The organism is Terribium retamae (assembly GCF_022347545.1).
Lineage (GTDB): Bacteria > Pseudomonadota > Alphaproteobacteria > Rhizobiales > Rhizobiaceae > Mesorhizobium > Mesorhizobium retamae.
Genome location: NZ_JAKREW010000001.1, coordinates 214,704 through 229,643 on the forward strand (window position 1 = coordinate 214,704; position 14,940 = coordinate 229,643).

A 14,940-nucleotide genomic window follows, 5' to 3' on the forward strand; every position below is an offset into this window, starting at 1 on the left:
GAGAGAGAAAAATGCACTGGAAATCAGCTTTGCTTTCTGGCGTCTTTGCCGCGATCGGCATCGGCGCGCTGACGGGTGGCGCAGCCGCTGCCGGCCCGACCTGCACCGACGGCACCATCAAGGTCGGTGCGGTCTCGACCATCACCGGGCCTGCCGACTTCAGCGAGGTGCCGAAGGCGACGCAAGCCGCGTTTGATGCCGTCAACGCCGCCGGCGGCCTCAATGGCTGCAAGATCGAATACACCATTGCCGATGACAAGGCGGATCCGGCCGTAGCCGCGCAGGCCGCGCGCGACCTGATCGACAACAAAGAAGCAGTCGCACTGGTTGGTTCGGGCAGCCTGCTCGACTGCGCTGTCAACGCCGTCAACTACAACCGCAAGAAAATCTCGTCGGTTCAGGGTCTTGGCGTCGACGCTGCATGTTTTTCTTCACCCAGCGTCGCTCCCGTCAATGTCGGTCCGCTCACGCTGTCGACAGCCATGGGCTACTACGCCACCAATGTGCTGAAGAGCCAGAAGTTCTGCGCTTTCTTCATCATCATCGGCGGCACCCAGGAAGCCTACAAGAAGGGTATCGAAGACTGGGAAAAGATCAGCGGTCAGAAGGTGCATCTGCTTGACCTCACCTTGCCTTTCCAAGGCGATCTCACGCCGTATGTCATCAAGGCGCGTGATGCAGGCTGCGACACTGTGTTGACCAATCAGGTCGAGCCGCAGGTGGTGCAGTTGATCAAGACGGTGGATGCCCAGAAGATTACCGGCATCAACTGGCTGTTCCTGGCGCCCGGCTACACGGTACAGGTGGCCAAAGCACTCGCGGATACCAAGCAGCCGATCTATGTCGGCACCGAGTGGGAGCCTTTCACCGAAACCGGTTCGGCCGCCAACGCGCAGTGGATCGCCGACATGAACAAGGCCGGCCGGCCGCTCACCGCTTTCTCGCAAGGGGGTTACCTGGCTGCCAAGATATTCCTCAAGGTGATCGAGGGCATCGACGGTGAGGTGACGCGCGAAAGCGTGACCAAGGCGCTTCTGGAAATGAAGCCGATCTCGGATCCGCTCGCCGGCTCGCCTTACGTATTCGGTGAAGCAAAGACCCATTCGCCGATGCGCGCTACCAAGGTCATGAAGCTCGAAAACGGGGCTTGGAAGGTGGAAACACCTGAATGGGTCGTGCTTCCTGATGCAAAGTAGCCGCTGACTGAAGGGCGGCCGACATGTCTGCCATCCTCCTTTTCATTCGGGATCATCGATGAACTCGTTTCTCACACCCGCCATTGCGGGACTGACGGCAGGCGGCACCTATGCGCTGCTCGGCGTCTGCGCTGTCTTCACCTACCGGCTCGTCGCCGTCGTCAATTTCACCGGCGCCGCGATCGGCTCGGCCGGCACCTTTGCGCTGATTGCCTTGACCGAAGGCGGCTATCCGACCTTTCCGTCGGTCATTGCCGGAATCCTGGTCGGTGCCGCGGTCGGCGTGTTGATCGGCTTCATCATGACGCGCTGGTTCGCGGAAGCGAACCCGTCGACCAAGGCAGCGGTCACGGCTGCCCTGTTAGTCGGCTTGATCGCGATCGGTCTCAGATTGACCGGTGGCCAGCACCCGCGCGTCATGCCGGACCTGTTTCCGGGTTCCGCGTTTCGCATGGCGGGTGTCGAGGTGACGATCGCTTCCGTGCTCACCATCGGCCTTGCGATCCTTTTCACCGTGCTGTCCGATCTCTTTCTCAGCCGCACCCGCATCGGCCTGCATCTGCGCGCATTGTCGGACCGGCCGCTGGCCGCCGAACTCATCGGCGTGAAGGTGAGGCTGTTGTCGCTGCTGGTATGGGGTGCCACCGGCGCCTTCACCACCTTCGCGCTGATGATCATCGCGCCGCAGCGCTCGCCGAATTTCATGACGCTCAGCCTATTGGTGGTACCGGCGCTGGCAGCGGCGCTCGTTGGACTGTTCCGCAGCTTCTGGCTGACGCTGGCCGGCGGCATTCTGCTCGGTGTGCTGGAAGGATTGGCGAGCTCGGTCGACTCGATCGCCCAATATCGCAGCGCCATTCCCTTCCTGGTCATCCTGGCCGTGCTTCTGTGGTCGCAAAGGGAGGCCCGCTGGGATGACGCGCGCTAGTATTCGGGCCTCGCTCGTCATTATCATCGCCGCCATCGTGCTGGGCGGCGTCATCACTGGGCTCCTGTCGTCTTACTGGGTGTTTCTGGCGACTTCAGTATTGATCACCGGCGTGGCGTTGCAGAGTCTCGGGCTGGTCGCCGGTCGCACCGGGATGATCGCGCTCTGCCAGATGTCCTTCGCCGGCGTCGGCGCCTGGACAGTGGGGTATTTGAACATCGCCGAAGCGCCGGGCGGTCTAGCAACCTGGATCCTGCTCGGCGGTCTCGCCGCTGTGCCGCTGGGCGTCGCTATCGGCCTGCCGGCACTCAGGCTGCGCGGCATCAATCTTGCCATCATCACACTATCCTTCGCTGCCGCCTTCGACGTCATCCTGGCGACGATGACATTTCCCGGCCAGACCGCCTTCATCCAAGTGCCTCGGCCGGAGCTGTTCGACAGCGACGAGGGCTACTTCGCCTTCGCGTTGATCTTCTATGTGGTCATCGCAGTGGCACTGGAATTCCTGGCACGATCGCGACTGGGCGCCTCCTGGCTGGCGGTTCGCCATTCCGAACGCGCAGCCGCCGCACATGGCGTCAGCGTTGCCAAGGCCAAGCTTTCTGCCTTTGCCATCAGTGCCTTTATTGCCGGTATCTCCGGTGGACTGCTAGCCGGATATCTCGGCACGTTGGTCGCCGAGAACTTCTCGATGATGCAGTCGCTCAGCCTCTACGCGGTCGCGGTGATGACTGGTGCGCATTTCGCCGAAGGCGCCATCATCGGCGGGCTGCTCGTCGTCATGTTCCCGGAAATCCTGCGTCGGTTCGACTTGCCGCAGGACATCGGCAACGTGCTGTTCGCGCTCGGCGCGACGCAAGCGCTATCGACTGGCGAAACGATGAGCGAGACTTACCGTCGGCTGCTACGCAAATTAAGACTCCAGCGCACGGCCGATGGCGGCACCTCGTCCGAGCGCGCTCTGCCTGCCCGCATCGAGCACGCCAGGGGCGCGGCTCTCGTCGTCGACAAGCTCACGGTGCGCTATGGTACGGTGTTGGCGCTCGACAGCGTCGACCTGACAATTCCTGCCGGATCGGTCGCCGGCCTGATCGGGCCGAACGGAGCAGGCAAATCGACCTTCATCGACGCGGTTTCGGGTTTTCTCGCCGGTTATGAGGGCTCGATAATGCTGGGGACGACACCCCTGGAAGGAAAGGCCGCACATCTCAGGGCTCGCACCAGTGTGCGCCGGACATGGCAGACCAATCGCATCGCGCCGGAACTGACGGTGGGCGGGTATCTGCGCCTTGCCGCCGGCAATCTGAGCGAGCCCGAGGTTCGCGCCATGCTCGACTGGCTCGACTGCCCGAACCCCGAAACACCCGTTGTAGCAGTCGATGCCGGCACGCGCCGTCTGCTCGATGTCGCAGGCGTGGTTGCATCAAGACCGGCTGTCATTCTGCTGGACGAGCCGGCGGCGGGGCAGTCGCATGAGGAGACGCTGCGCCTCGGTAAGCGTATCGCGGAAATTCCAGCACGGTTCGGTTCGTCTGTCCTGCTGGTCGAACACGACATGGATCTCGTGCGCGCAGCCTGCAGCCAGGTCACTGTGCTCGACTTCGGCCGCGTCATCGCGTCCGGTCCGCCAGCCGTGGTTCTGGACCAGGTGCCCGTCAAAAGAGCCTATCTCGGCATCGAAGAAAGTGTCGCCGCATGAGTGAGCTTGTCATTTCCTCGCTGTCGATCAGCCGTTCCGAACTGCCGGTCGTCACCGAGATCAATGCCCGTGTCGAAAGTGGCTCGATCAGTGTTGTGCTGGGTGCGAACGGTGCCGGCAAGACGACGTTGCTCGAAGGGCTTTCCGGCATCATTCCGGTAGCGAGCGGAACCATCGCCATCGACGGTCATGAAATCCAGACGGCCCGGCCAGGCCAACGCTCGCGCGAGGGCTTGGCGCATGTCGAACAGGGTCGAACCATCTTCAGTCAGCTGACCACAGAGGAGAACATGAAGGTGGCGCTGCGCGACGGCAGCGATCTCTCCGAAGCATACGGTCTGTTTCCGGAGTTGATGCAGCGCCGCAGCGTACGCGCCGGGCTTCTATCTGGTGGCGAGCAGCAAATGCTGGTCATCGCCCGAGCATTGTTGACGCGGCCGAAGGTGCTGATGATAGACGAAATGTCGGCGGGGCTTGCTCCGGTCATCGTCTCGCGACTGATGGCAGCCGTGCGCAAACTGGCCGATGCCGGTCTTGCCGTACTTCTGGTCGAGCAATTCGCAGCTCTGGCTCTCGGCATCGGCAACCGCGCTTATGTTCTGCGCCGAGGCCGTGTCGTCTATGATGGCGACTGCAAGACTTTGCTGCGCTCGCCGGACGAGCTGCACAGGCTGTACCTTGGAGGATAAAAGACGTCTCCAATAACAGGCTAGTTGCGAGGTGCCATACTCTCTTGGAATTGTGTCATCGTCTCACATGCAAGATCGTCGCTGTCGGTAGGTGATCCTGCCATCGGGGCCTTGGCAATGGCATCAATATACTTCTGCGCTTCGTCCGACGGCATTCCCGCGTTTACGAGCTCTGAGGACGTTATCCGACTGATCGAAGTGAAGAGAACAGGGTCATCTTTCGTTCGACCGCATTGACGATATGACATGATCAGCCAACTGACGGCGTTCTTCAAGTTTTCTTGCTGAAGAAGAGCAGGATTTGCCGCTTCTTGAGCCAAGCTCGCCTGAGTTGTCAGGCTTAGAAATATTACGAACCAACTTAGTCGACGCATTAGGCCCCTCCACCTTTTGCGTCAAGAATAAATCGAAAGCCTCTCTGAAAAGCAAGCCTAGTTTAGTTGGACCAAAAGTCGTCAATGATAGCAAAAAATCTGGCCCGGATATCCGGGCCAGATAAAAGAACTACCATTATTTTACGAATTACTGCGCGGGCGGTGACGCCGTGCCGCTGTCGGCTGGCTTGGCCACGCCTTCAGCGAGCTTTGTGCGATCAAAGGCCGGCGCGCTGTTGAGTTGGTCCTTGGTCGCCTTCATCACCAACCAGGTCTTGCCGTCGCTGCGCGTAGCCATCTGCAACTGGTTGGGGCTAACGGCAACATCCTTTTCTCCGACGCCAAGGAAGCCACCAACGCCAACGATGGCGGCTTCTATCTTGCCATCGGCGGTCAGGATCAGGTCGTTGACCTCACCGACCGTCGCGGCATCGGCCTTATCGCTTTCATAGACGCTCTGGCCGATGAAATTGGTGGCTAGCACCTGCCCGTCCTTGGGCTGGATTGAACCAACCGTGTTGGGGTCGGTCCCAGGAGGCGCGGTGAAGACATCCTTGGTCGAAACCGACATCTCGGTTTCGGCGGCGCCACCGGCGTTAGGGGTTGCAGTTTGCGCAAGCGCAGAACCGCCGATCAACAGCGCGCATGTCGCGCCCAAAAGTGCCGTTTTCATCATGGCTGATCTCCTTTCTGCAGGGGATGCACAATGAACCAACGGCATGTGGACGGGATCGTTCCGAAAAGTTGGTCCGATCGAGACCGAGGCATTCAGCAAAGGGTGTAGCGGTTTTTGCGACCGGGATTTGCGTAACAGTCATGCCGTTCTCGTGTTCCGCAAAAGCAGAAACCTCTATGTCAATCCATGTCGGACGAGGTGGCGCACGACGGGCGAGAACATGTCCTGGCTGATGTAATTTCCGACATTGGTCTTCTGGAACAGGCCTTCGGCCAAGGCTGCGTCCCGTACAACGGGGATACCGGCTGCCTGCGATTGGGCGATCATATCAGTCGCGGTGCGGCCTAGGCCTTTGGCCACCACTGTCGGAACAGGCGTTTCGCCTTTGATATAGCGCAAGCCCACCGCCTGCTCATTTCCGGCAAAGACCATGACTGCATTCTGGATACCCAGTCGCGCCGGCTGCTGGACGGCCTCACGACGCTGACGCCGCTGCTCCTGACGGATGAGCGGATCGCCTTCCATATCCTTCTGCTCGCGCTTGTATTCGGTGGTGGTCATGCGCATGTCGCGCCGGAACAGCCAACGCTGCAAGGGCATGTCCAGAATACCGATCACAAGAAAGGCCAGCGCGGCCGAAACGCCGACCGGTATCATCACCCCCCACAGCATTGGCTCCATACAGCCGAAGCCACATCCCGGCGCTTCGAACAGCGGTTGCAGCCACTGCACCAAGATCACGACGAACAAGGCGGAGAGGAAGATCAGCTTCGCCAAGCCTTTCACGAACTCGACCACGTTGCGCAATGACATGATCTTCTGCAGGCTCTTGGCCGGGTTTATGTGCTCGAACTGCGGCTTGATGGTCTCGAAGGAAAAGACAGGCCCGAACGTCGACAGCATGCCGAAGATGATGGTGACCACGACCACGATGCCAACCAAAGGGGCCGTGACATACATGAGCAGGAAAACGGCATGCCGGCTGCTGCGCGGCAAGATCTCGCCAAAAGGGACGTCGTAATCGGTTATGGTGGCGACCAGTTCCGAAAAGTGCGCCGAGGCCTGGGGCCAAATGAGATAGATATAAGCAAGGGCAGCGCACAGGCCAAAGGCCGAAACAAAGTCACGGCTTTGCGATACCTGCCCCTTGCGTTTGGCATCGCGCAGCTTCTTGTCGGACGCCGGAAGTCGTTTTTCCTCAGCTTCGTCGGCCATGCAAGGAGCCTCTCGGGCTTTCCTTCGCTAGAGCGTTTCCGTTTTCACCGAAACGCCCTAGCTTTTATTTTGCGCAATTGCGGACACAAAACCGCTGCACAGTTTTTGCTGGATTTGCTCTAACCGAGGACCGAACCCAGAGCCTGTGCCTTGGCTTGAGTGCTTCCCTTGGCACGAATGGACTGGGCTTGCGACAACAGCTTGTTGATTTCCTGCGTCGGCAAGCCGACTGGTGGTGCTGCCCTGACCTGGTCGCCCTGACCCAGCAGGCCGTAGACGATCACGGCGTTGCGTTTGTGGTGCAGTTGGGCGTTGGATGCACTGACAAGCTTCTGCGCCAATGGCAGTGCCACGCCTGCATTGCCTTCGAGACCAGCCGCAAGCGCCATGTTGGTTTCGATATCGAGGTCGCCCGGTGCCATCTTGAGCGCCTGACCGAAGGTCACCTGTGCTTCCTGCGTGTGTCCGGAAAGCGTCTGGGCCACGCCCAATCGATTGTAGGAGCTACTCGTGTTGACCAGTGGTGCCGCTTGGGCCAGTGCCCGCATTCCGGCGTTGTAGTCACCGGATTCCATCATCGCGGAGCCCAGGCCTAACATGGCTTCGCCGTTGTTCGGCGCCTTTGCAAGCGCTGCTTCATAGGCCTTGGCAGCTTGGGCTGGATAACCGGCGCGCATATAGGCGTCCCCGGTTTTCACATAGGCGCTCGGCCTGGCGTCCGGCAGGGCGGCAGCCTTTTGATAGAGTGCGATCGCCGTGCCGCTTTCGCCTCGCTTTTCGATGTCGTCGGCGAGCTTGATCAGACGTTCCGACGGTGAGGCCGGCGCGGCCGCCTTTGGATTGGTTGCGCTATGATTGCCTGTCTGGCATCCCGCCAATGCAAGGACCGCCAAAGCCGGCAGGAACATTGTACGCATATCCATCTCTCCCCATTCAGCCTCTGTTTTTGCTCGCCTGCACCGACCCGAATTGCCTTAATTCGTCGGGAGGCGAGGGGCATCCCCACTGAAAGCTCCGCCAAGCGGCTCTGACGGCTGCTCTCCCTCGAGATAGCGGCGCGCGGCGCGCGCGGTTGGCGCTGCTGCAGCAGGCCCCATGCGACGCCCCTCGACGAGGTCGCGCTGGCTCTCGACCATACGCTGCAAATTGTAGGCATTGGCGCAGCCGGGTGGCAGATGCGAGCCGACGCCAGAAATCTGCGTCAAGCTGGCGGATGACGCAGACGGAGGATTGTCGTCGTCAACCGGTTCGTTCAGGCACGCATTGGGTGCAAGAATTGAGCCGGAGGTGCTCTTGTCCGATCCGCCTGGACCGGTCGCGACATAGCTGTAGCCTGGGGAATAATCCTGTTCCGGCTTTGCGTTGCCGACGCAACCGCACAAGAAGATGGTCGGGACGATGAGTTGCAAGGCGCTCGACATTCGCATCGCGGATCTCCTACTTGACGATCAGGCCGACGGAAGATCCGCCTTTGGATTTCCGCTTCGCACGCTTTGCCGGTCGATCTTGCGGCGTTGCGAGACTGTCGCGCACCGGTTCCACCAGGTACGGCGTGATCAGGATGACAAGCTCCGTCTCTTCCCGCTGAAAACGCTGTGACTGGAACAGTGGCCCCAGCACGGGTACGTCACCGAGTACCGGGAATTTTTCGACATTGCGGGCCGTGCGCTGCTGGAACAGTCCGGCGATGGCGAAGGTCTGGCCGCTGGCGACTTCAACCGTGGTATCCGCCCTGCGCACCACAAAGCTCGGCAGGGAGAAGCCATTGGCGCCTATGGCGGCACCGGTTTCGGACAATGAACTGACTTCCGGCTGAACGTTGAGCGCAATACGGTTACGGCCGATCAATGTCGGCGTGAAACCCAGCGAGACGCCGAACTGCTTGTACTGGACCGTGACGACATCATTGCCCTGCGGGATGGGAATGGGGATTTCGCCACCGGCAAGGAATTTTGCCGTCTGTCCGGTCACGGCCGTCAGGTTGGGTTCAGCCAGGATCTTGACGATGCCGTTGCGTTGCAGCGCCTCGACGAGGATATCAAAGTTTACGCCGGGATCCTGGCTTAGATTGAGGCCGAAGTTTCCGGTGTCGCCATTTGGCACACCATTGTTCTGGAACATGTTGAATTCGAAGCCGCCGCTCTTGTAGCCGACGTTCCAATCCACGCCATAGGACTGCAATTCCGTACGAGACACTTCTGCAAAACGCACCCGAATGTTGACCTGCTGCGAGCCTGTCACCGTCATGTTGTTGATCGGTGGCTGTTCGGGCGGCGAGAAAGTGCGTGCAATGTTGTCCATGTCCGTGGCCTCTTCGACGCCACGAGCTTCTCCGGTTGCCACGATCCGGCTGCCAAAGATGGCAAGGTTTGTCGCCGAATTCGGCCGCATCGCCTGCTTCGCTTCATTGGCGGGAGAGATATCCGCCGTCACACGAAATTGAGCCGTTGCCTTGATCCGTTCGTCGGCGGTGATTGCAATCAGATTGGTCAGACCAGGCTTGAGGCCGAAGACGTAAACCACTCCTGGGGAGACGATCTGCAAGTCGGCGATCGTGGTGTCGGCGATCAGCACCGACTCGACTGGCTCGTTGAAGCGCAGGAGCCGCCCCTGGCCGACAGGCAGGTTCACTGTCGGCTGCGCAGTCGAAGGCGAAATGTCCTGCGCCTTGAGTTCCGTCAGCGAGGAGAAGAAACCAACAAGGAGAACGGCAATCGCAAACGCCAGCCACGGCGCTCCCATCCAGGCCGAACTCGATCGTCGTCCGGCTTTCTCACTGTAGCGGCTTGGCATGCAGTCCCTCTCCAAAAGCATTCCCGGCATGCGTTGGTCCCCGATGCCGTTCCTGTTCATCCCCGGTTTCGTTCATCCAACAGTGTTTTGTCCGCCCAGCGCCCCAGCCGAAGGCAGCGATGGTGTTCTGGAGCGTCCGGTGTTTCCCGAGATCGTCGCCAGAGGCTGGACATTGAATTCAGGTGCCAGTTCTTGAAACGAGAGGACCGGCAATTCGATACCGTTCTGCACCATAAGTGCGCGCATATGGCGACGCACGTCGGTTGCCGTCACGATGACCGGCGAAACACTGGCGGCGACGCGAGAAAGGTTGCGCTCGATTTCGGCGGCCAGTGCCTGCGCGCCCGCATCCGCTGTGTTGAGAAAGCTTCCGGTCGATGTCGTCTGCACGGCTTCGCGCAGAAGGTCTTCGGCCGAGCGCTGCAAGATATAGGCCGAGATGATATTGTTGCGGTCGGCGACGCGGAAACTGATCTGGCGCCTGAGCGCAGTCCTGACGTGTTCGGTGAGCTGGATGACCTCCTGTTCACGCTGTCCGGCTTCGACCAGAGCTTCCAGGACGAGGCGCAGGTTGCGAATTGGCACATTCTCGGCCACCAAGCGCCTCAGCACATCGGCGATTTTCTGCAAGGGCACGATCTCGGCTGTCTGTCGTACCAGGTCGGCATAGTCCGTTTCCATTTCGGACAGGAGCTTGCGCGTTTCCTGGATCCCGACGAAATGGCCGCAATAGAGCTGAAGCGCGTGCGCGGTCCATTTGGAAGCGACATCGAGGGGTTCCGAATAGGGCAGGCGCGCTTCCTCGAGAGCGGATATGCCATCCCGGTCGACCCAGAAGAATTTGCGCTGACCGACAAGGGCTGCACCTTCCTCATAGGTGAGGCTGAGCAATTCCAAATGACTGACCTCTGTTTCGACAAGCACCCGGTCCGCTGGAATCTCGGCCTCCAGGATCGGCACCCCTTCCAGGTCGATGCGAATGTTGCGTGGCGTGATCGTCTCGTTGACGTCGACACTAATGGTCGGGATCTCGACACCGAGGTCGTCGAATATCTTTCGGCGCATCGTCTCGGTGCGCTGTCGAAATTGTGGTTCAGCCACTTCGGCCGCTAGCTCTTCCCCCAGCCTGATCACGATCCGGCTGGAACCCAGCAACGGCCTGGTGCTCCCCTCGAGTGCGGTTGCATCGTCAGGTCCCGGCCGCGTCATTGATGGCAAGGTCTCTGCCGGTTCGTCCTCGTTTCGGGAATGTCGGTGGATCATGAAGGCGCCAGCACCGAAGGCGATGCCAAGCGCAACGAAGACAAGGCTGGGGAACCCGGGCACAAGTGCCAGTCCCATCATGATAACGGCTGCAAGGCCGAGCGCACGCGGATCGCGCAGAAGCTGGAAGCTGATCTGCTTGCCCAGATCGTCAGTGCCATCGGCCCCGCCCACACGCGTCACCATCGTGCCGGCCGCAATCGCAACGAGCAGAGCAGGGATCTGTGCGACCAATCCGTCGCCGACCGTGAGCAGCGAGTAGGTTGAGGCAGCCTGGCTGATCGACATGCCGTGTTGCAGCGTACCCACCGTGAAGCCACCGATCAGGTTCACCAGGATGATGACGATGCCGGCGATGACATCGCCTTTGACGAACTTCATCGCGCCGTCCATGGCGCCGAAAAGCTGGCTTTCCCGTTCGAGTTGCCGGCGCAGATGCCTGGCTTCGGCCTGGTCGATGTCGCCGTTGCGAAGCTCCGCATCGATGCTCATCTGTTTGCCGGGGAGGGCGTCGAGCGTAAAGCGGGCAGCCACTTCGGCGACACGCTCGGCGCCGCGCGCGATAACGATGAATTGGGCGACGGTGATGATGAGGAAAACAACCAGACCCACAGCAATGCTGCCGCCAACGACGAAGTTGCCGAAGGCGGTGATGATTTCGCCGGCATCTGCCTGCAGCAGAATCAGACGGGTGGTGGTGATGGTGATCGCCAGCCGAAACAGCGTGGCCAGCAGGATAACAGACGGCATCGACGAGAATTCGAGCGGATGCGAGACGTAAAAAGCCACCAGCAAGATCAGCACGCTTAGAGCGATGTTCGCGGTGATAAGCACATCGACCAAAAAGGTCGGCAGCGGAATCAGCATCATCACCACAGCGACAAGCATCAACACTGCGATGACCAGATCACCGCGCTGCGACGCCTTGCCGAGCAATTGCAGGAGCCTTTGCGAGATCGTCATTGCACCTGCCTCTTGGCCAGAAAGCGTCGGAAGGCTTCACGCGCTTCGGCTTTTCGTCCTGCCACAAGCAAAGCACGGCTCTTCAACAGGTGAAGGGTAGGATGTTGCATTCCTTCCAGTGTCTCCAGCCTCGCGATCGTGGCGAGTGCCTTATCGGCTTCTCCGTCCAGGATGAGCAGGTGTGCCAATGTCTTCAGTATGCCGGCGTCTTCCGGCGAAAGCTGTGCCGCTATCAATAAGTAAACCGCCCCCCGCCTGGCCTGGCCGTGACATCCGTAGAGATGGCCAAGGACATGCAGCAGATGCGCAGCCTCGCGTGGCCCAGTCAGATTCCCGTTCCTCCCTGCAGACGTCCGAGCAGTTCCCGATGGCGCTCGATCTCATCTTCCATCAATGATTTGGCGAGTGCTCTCAGCGGCTCTCCGCCGTCCAGGTCGGGGACGACCTCCGTTATGAAATGATGCAGGATTGGTACTGAACGCCGCAGGATCGCCGGTTCGGGGATTTCCGGCATGACGAATTCTGCAAGAATCTCATCGAGCGACTTGCCGGACGCACCAGCCGATGGGCCTGCGAAAGTCTCTGTCTCCAGACCTTCCGCGCCGGAGGCGGAATTCATGCCTCTGGCCTTGGCCCGTTTGATGTTGTTTAGACGCCGGCGTTCGATCGGCTGGGTGTGCGAAGCATCCGCATGCGAATCCCTTCCGAGCGACTCCGGCCGGGCGTCGAGACGTGGCCCATCGACCCGACGGCTCACTGGTATTTCAGCGCGACCGTGGCGCCGCCCTTTGTAAGCACGAGCGCCGTTTGTCCAATCTCCTTGATTGTCCAACCGTCATTCGTGAAAGCGCCTTCATGATAGCGCGTTCCGTCAGCAGCAATCACATAGGGACGTTCGCCATACCATATGGCTTGCAAGGTCAGGCGTGGCGGCTGTGCGGCATCGCCAATGGCTATGTTCGACACGAGCGGCACTTGTCCGAATTTCTGGTCGAACCAGGAGCGGACTTCCGTCCAGGCGCCGGATTGCGCATTCGGTATCGTGCCCGACACGACCAGGCGCTCGGACGAACGGCCCACCGCAACGGTCTCCAGTCCGGACTGTGCAAGCCGCGCCGTCAATTCGGTCTGCGCCGCCGCGAGATGTTCTACATCGGCGCCGCTGCCCGGAATGCTACCGGTTACCTCGCTATCGGCGAGTGCGAATTTGGCCGGTTTGTCCTCGGTCTTGGCAACGGACAGGCTGTTGGCGGCGATGGAAATCGCGAAGACCGCTGCAACGAGAACGCCGCCGGCGAGCAGTGGTCGTTGCGACAGAGACCAGCGGTTCGTGACCGGTTCGGGACCGGTGAACTGCAGCTGTGCATCGCCCAGGGAAATGCCCAGAGGCATGCGACGCCGACAGCCCTGGCCTTTATGGATGGTCTCGCCGCCGGCAAGTTCAAGATCCCCACCGATGGCCTCAATTTCCAGCTGACTGCCCTTGCGATGAATTCGGGCATGGAGTGCCGCGATTCCCGGATCTCTGAGGACGATGTCGGAACCGCTGTCTGAGCCGATCGTATAGGTTGGTTTCGTCAGTTCCAGGCTGGCGCCACTGTGGAAGCCCCCGGTCACAGCCAGCGTTGTGGGCTTGTCAGAGATAAGGCTCGTGGCGCCCCTGGTCAGGGCACGCAGCCTGCCCGCGCCACCTTCAAGCTTTTCGGTCGAGTGAGCGCTCATGCCTTTCAACCTCCCGCCAAAATGATTTCAAACACCGGTCAGCGCGATATTCCTACGCCGACAAGGCGGCACGCCGCCGGTGACGTCCGGCGGCGCAGAATGCTTGATAACCCTGCGCCTCAGGCCTTTTCAGCCGACTGGCCGAGCGTCCTGGCGGTGCTCATCAACATGTCGTGTTGAGACTTGGCCATCTCTTTCGTGATCTCCAGGCCGAACATACGCTCCTGGTGCTTGATCATCTTGTCCAGGTTCTGTTCCGGACTGCCGCCGGTGATGGGAGGGGTAGTGGTCATGACTGTCTCCTTGAGGAACCATTCCACGCAATCGTGACAGCCCAGCGCAATGGACTCTCTCTAGATTGCTGTTCGAACTTAGTGCAGCGCCGTGGAAATAGAAAGTCCATTTGGAATGCGGACAACATGAAAATTCCACCTGTTGCATTGTCGGCGGGCTGGGCGTAAAATTCGAACCGGGCAAATTGGGGTTATGGAAATGGAAAAAGGTCCTTTGTCGGAACTGCTCGTGGAGCGATTCGAAACGATGCCGCCGCAGTTGAAAGTTGCGGCGCGTTTTGTGCTCGATCATCCTCAGGACGTCGCCTTGATGTCCATGCGCGAGCAGGCGCATCAGGCAGGCGTTTCGCACAGCACCATGATGCGGCTGGCGCGTTGGCTCGGCCTGGACGGCTATGAAGATATGCGAAGCCTTTACGCGCGGGCGCTGCGCGAGCGGGGCGTGGTTGAGGGGCTTCGGCCCGGTCCTTCGCAGCAGCAAGATCCGGACTATCCCGCAGCCGGTGTGGTAGCGGACATACTCGCGGCCCAGATTGCCGCCCTCGGCGAATATAGCAGCGCCATGCAGTTTCTGGCCGCAGCCAGGCTGCTGGCCGAATCGAAGACCATTTTTGGGCTTGGATTCGGCGCTTCCCGTGTTGTGGTCAGTCACTTCGTCCAGACGGTTTCGCCGCTCTTAGACGACGGGCGCCGGGCAATACTCGTCGCGGATTCCAGTTGCGGTGGCGCCGAGATTTTGCTGGGCGCCGGAGCCGGCGACGTCGTGCTCGCCGTTGGTTCTGCGCCCTACGAGCGTGTCACTGTCGACTTTGCCCGCCAGTCCGCCAGTCAAGGCGCAGCCGTGCTGGCCATCACTGACAGCAGCGTTTCTCCCCTGGCGCGCATTGCGCGCGAAACGATCGTGGTGACCTCGAATTCGGGAACGTTCTTCCCAAGCATGGTGCCTGCGTTCGCCGCTGTTGAAATCCTGCTCGCTTTGGCCGCGCCGCTGTCAGATTTCAACGCTGCCGAGAAACTCAAACAGTCGCAAGAGCAGCTTGCTGCCTTCGGCATCTATTGGAAGGCCGCTCGCTAGCATCCTTTGATGCTTCGTCGGACGGACCTTCGGCCAGCCCTCAAGGGCAAAGCA

General features: G+C 60.3%; 14 protein-coding genes. 5 read left to right on the forward strand and 9 right to left on the reverse strand.

Translation table 11 applies throughout. The features are described 5' to 3' along the window. Positions 1-11 precede the first annotated feature (11 nt). From L4923_RS01005 to L4923_RS01020, 4 genes are read left to right on the forward strand one after another with little or no spacing between them, the layout of a single operon-like run. Complete coding sequence (locus L4923_RS01005) at positions 12-1,196, forward strand: ABC transporter substrate-binding protein (RefSeq protein ID WP_239361365.1); 1,185 nt, start codon at positions 12-14, stop codon at positions 1,194-1,196. A gap of 58 nt (positions 1,197-1,254) precedes the next feature. Continuing rightward, positions 1,255-2,124 carry a branched-chain amino acid ABC transporter permease gene (locus L4923_RS01010; protein ID WP_239361367.1) on the forward strand — a complete coding sequence of 290 codons (870 nt, stop codon included), beginning with the start codon at positions 1,255-1,257 and terminating at the stop codon, positions 2,122-2,124. Then, a complete protein-coding gene (locus L4923_RS01015; protein WP_239361374.1) occupies positions 2,111-3,823 on the forward strand; it encodes a branched-chain amino acid ABC transporter ATP-binding protein/permease in 1,713 nt (570 codons plus the stop codon). Before L4923_RS01010 ends, L4923_RS01015 begins: the two co-directional genes overlap by 14 nt. Then, the gene (locus tag L4923_RS01020) at positions 3,820-4,512 is read left to right on the forward strand and encodes an ABC transporter ATP-binding protein (protein WP_239361375.1); all 693 of its coding nucleotides are present in this window, start codon (positions 3,820-3,822) and stop codon (positions 4,510-4,512) included. The genes L4923_RS01015 and L4923_RS01020 overlap by 4 nt, the downstream gene beginning before the upstream one ends. 522 nt (positions 4,513-5,034) lie before the next feature. On the opposite strand, the gene L4923_RS01025 is transcribed toward L4923_RS01020, so the two are convergent. The 9 genes from L4923_RS01025 to L4923_RS01065 form a co-directional block, all read right to left on the reverse strand. Next, a complete protein-coding gene (locus L4923_RS01025) occupies positions 5,035-5,562 on the reverse strand; it encodes a PRC-barrel domain-containing protein (protein ID WP_239361376.1) in 528 nt (175 codons plus the stop codon). Positions 5,563-5,736: 174 nt separating this feature from the next. Continuing rightward, the gene (locus tag L4923_RS01030) at positions 5,737-6,777 is read right to left on the reverse strand and encodes an EscU/YscU/HrcU family type III secretion system export apparatus switch protein (RefSeq protein WP_239361379.1); all 1,041 of its coding nucleotides are present in this window, start codon (positions 6,775-6,777) and stop codon (positions 5,737-5,739) included. 119 nt (positions 6,778-6,896) lie between these two features. After that, positions 6,897-7,694 carry a tetratricopeptide repeat protein gene (locus tag L4923_RS01035; protein ID WP_239361382.1) on the reverse strand — a complete coding sequence of 266 codons (798 nt, stop codon included), beginning with the start codon at positions 7,692-7,694 and terminating at the stop codon, positions 6,897-6,899. A gap of 57 nt (positions 7,695-7,751) precedes the next feature. Then, the gene (locus tag L4923_RS01040; RefSeq protein ID WP_239361384.1) at positions 7,752-8,204 is read right to left on the reverse strand and encodes a hypothetical protein; all 453 of its coding nucleotides are present in this window, start codon (positions 8,202-8,204) and stop codon (positions 7,752-7,754) included. 10 nt (positions 8,205-8,214) lie between these two features. Next, entirely contained in the window at positions 8,215-9,570 is a 1,356-nt protein-coding gene (locus L4923_RS01045) for a type II and III secretion system protein family protein (protein ID WP_239361386.1), read from the reverse strand. A 72-nt stretch (positions 9,571-9,642) separates the two neighbouring features. Further along, positions 9,643-11,796 carry a type III secretion system export apparatus subunit SctV gene (sctV, locus tag L4923_RS01050; protein WP_239361390.1) on the reverse strand — a complete coding sequence of 718 codons (2,154 nt, stop codon included), beginning with the start codon at positions 11,794-11,796 and terminating at the stop codon, positions 9,643-9,645. A 325-nt stretch (positions 11,797-12,121) separates the two neighbouring features. After that, on the reverse strand, positions 12,122-12,415 hold the full coding sequence (locus tag L4923_RS01055) for a hypothetical protein (protein ID WP_239361392.1): 294 nt from the start codon (positions 12,413-12,415) through the stop codon (positions 12,122-12,124). Positions 12,416-12,549: 134 nt separating this feature from the next. Continuing rightward, positions 12,550-13,518, reverse strand: a complete 969-nt coding sequence (locus L4923_RS01060; protein ID WP_239361393.1) for a SctD/MshK family protein — start codon at positions 13,516-13,518, stop codon at positions 12,550-12,552. 119 nt (positions 13,519-13,637) lie between these two features. Continuing rightward, positions 13,638-13,811 (reverse strand): hypothetical protein, encoded by a 174-nt coding sequence (locus L4923_RS01065; protein WP_239361395.1) that lies wholly within the window; start codon positions 13,809-13,811, stop codon positions 13,638-13,640. 214 nt (positions 13,812-14,025) lie between these two features. Between L4923_RS01065 and L4923_RS01070 the strand changes: the two genes are divergently transcribed. Next, positions 14,026-14,886, forward strand: coding sequence for a MurR/RpiR family transcriptional regulator (locus tag L4923_RS01070; RefSeq protein ID WP_239361397.1), 861 nt, complete (start codon positions 14,026-14,028; stop codon positions 14,884-14,886). The last annotated feature ends 54 nt before the right edge of the window (positions 14,887-14,940 follow it).

Coding starts and splice junctions, on each gene's coding strand:
- L4923_RS01015 (WP_239361374.1), top strand. CDS start 2,111: ATGACGCGCGCTAGTATTCGGGCCTCGCTCGTCATTATCATCGCCGCC.
- sctV (WP_239361390.1), bottom strand. CDS start 11,796: ATGACGATCTCGCAAAGGCTCCTGCAATTGCTCGGCAAGGCGTCGCAG.
- L4923_RS01065 (WP_239361395.1), bottom strand. CDS start 13,811: ATGACCACTACCCCTCCCATCACCGGCGGCAGTCCGGAACAGAACCTG.
- L4923_RS01030 (WP_239361379.1), bottom strand. CDS start 6,777: ATGGCCGACGAAGCTGAGGAAAAACGACTTCCGGCGTCCGACAAGAAG.
- L4923_RS01060 (WP_239361393.1), bottom strand. CDS start 13,518: ATGAGCGCTCACTCGACCGAAAAGCTTGAAGGTGGCGCGGGCAGGCTG.
- L4923_RS01005 (WP_239361365.1), top strand. CDS start 12: ATGCACTGGAAATCAGCTTTGCTTTCTGGCGTCTTTGCCGCGATCGGC.
- L4923_RS01025 (WP_239361376.1), bottom strand. CDS start 5,562: ATGATGAAAACGGCACTTTTGGGCGCGACATGCGCGCTGTTGATCGGC.
- L4923_RS01020 (WP_239361375.1), top strand. CDS start 3,820: ATGAGTGAGCTTGTCATTTCCTCGCTGTCGATCAGCCGTTCCGAACTG.
- L4923_RS01045 (WP_239361386.1), bottom strand. CDS start 9,570: ATGCCAAGCCGCTACAGTGAGAAAGCCGGACGACGATCGAGTTCGGCC.
- L4923_RS01035 (WP_239361382.1), bottom strand. CDS start 7,694: ATGCGTACAATGTTCCTGCCGGCTTTGGCGGTCCTTGCATTGGCGGGA.
- L4923_RS01055 (WP_239361392.1), bottom strand. CDS start 12,415: ATGAATTCCGCCTCCGGCGCGGAAGGTCTGGAGACAGAGACTTTCGCA.
- L4923_RS01040 (WP_239361384.1), bottom strand. CDS start 8,204: ATGCGAATGTCGAGCGCCTTGCAACTCATCGTCCCGACCATCTTCTTG.
- L4923_RS01010 (WP_239361367.1), top strand. CDS start 1,255: ATGAACTCGTTTCTCACACCCGCCATTGCGGGACTGACGGCAGGCGGC.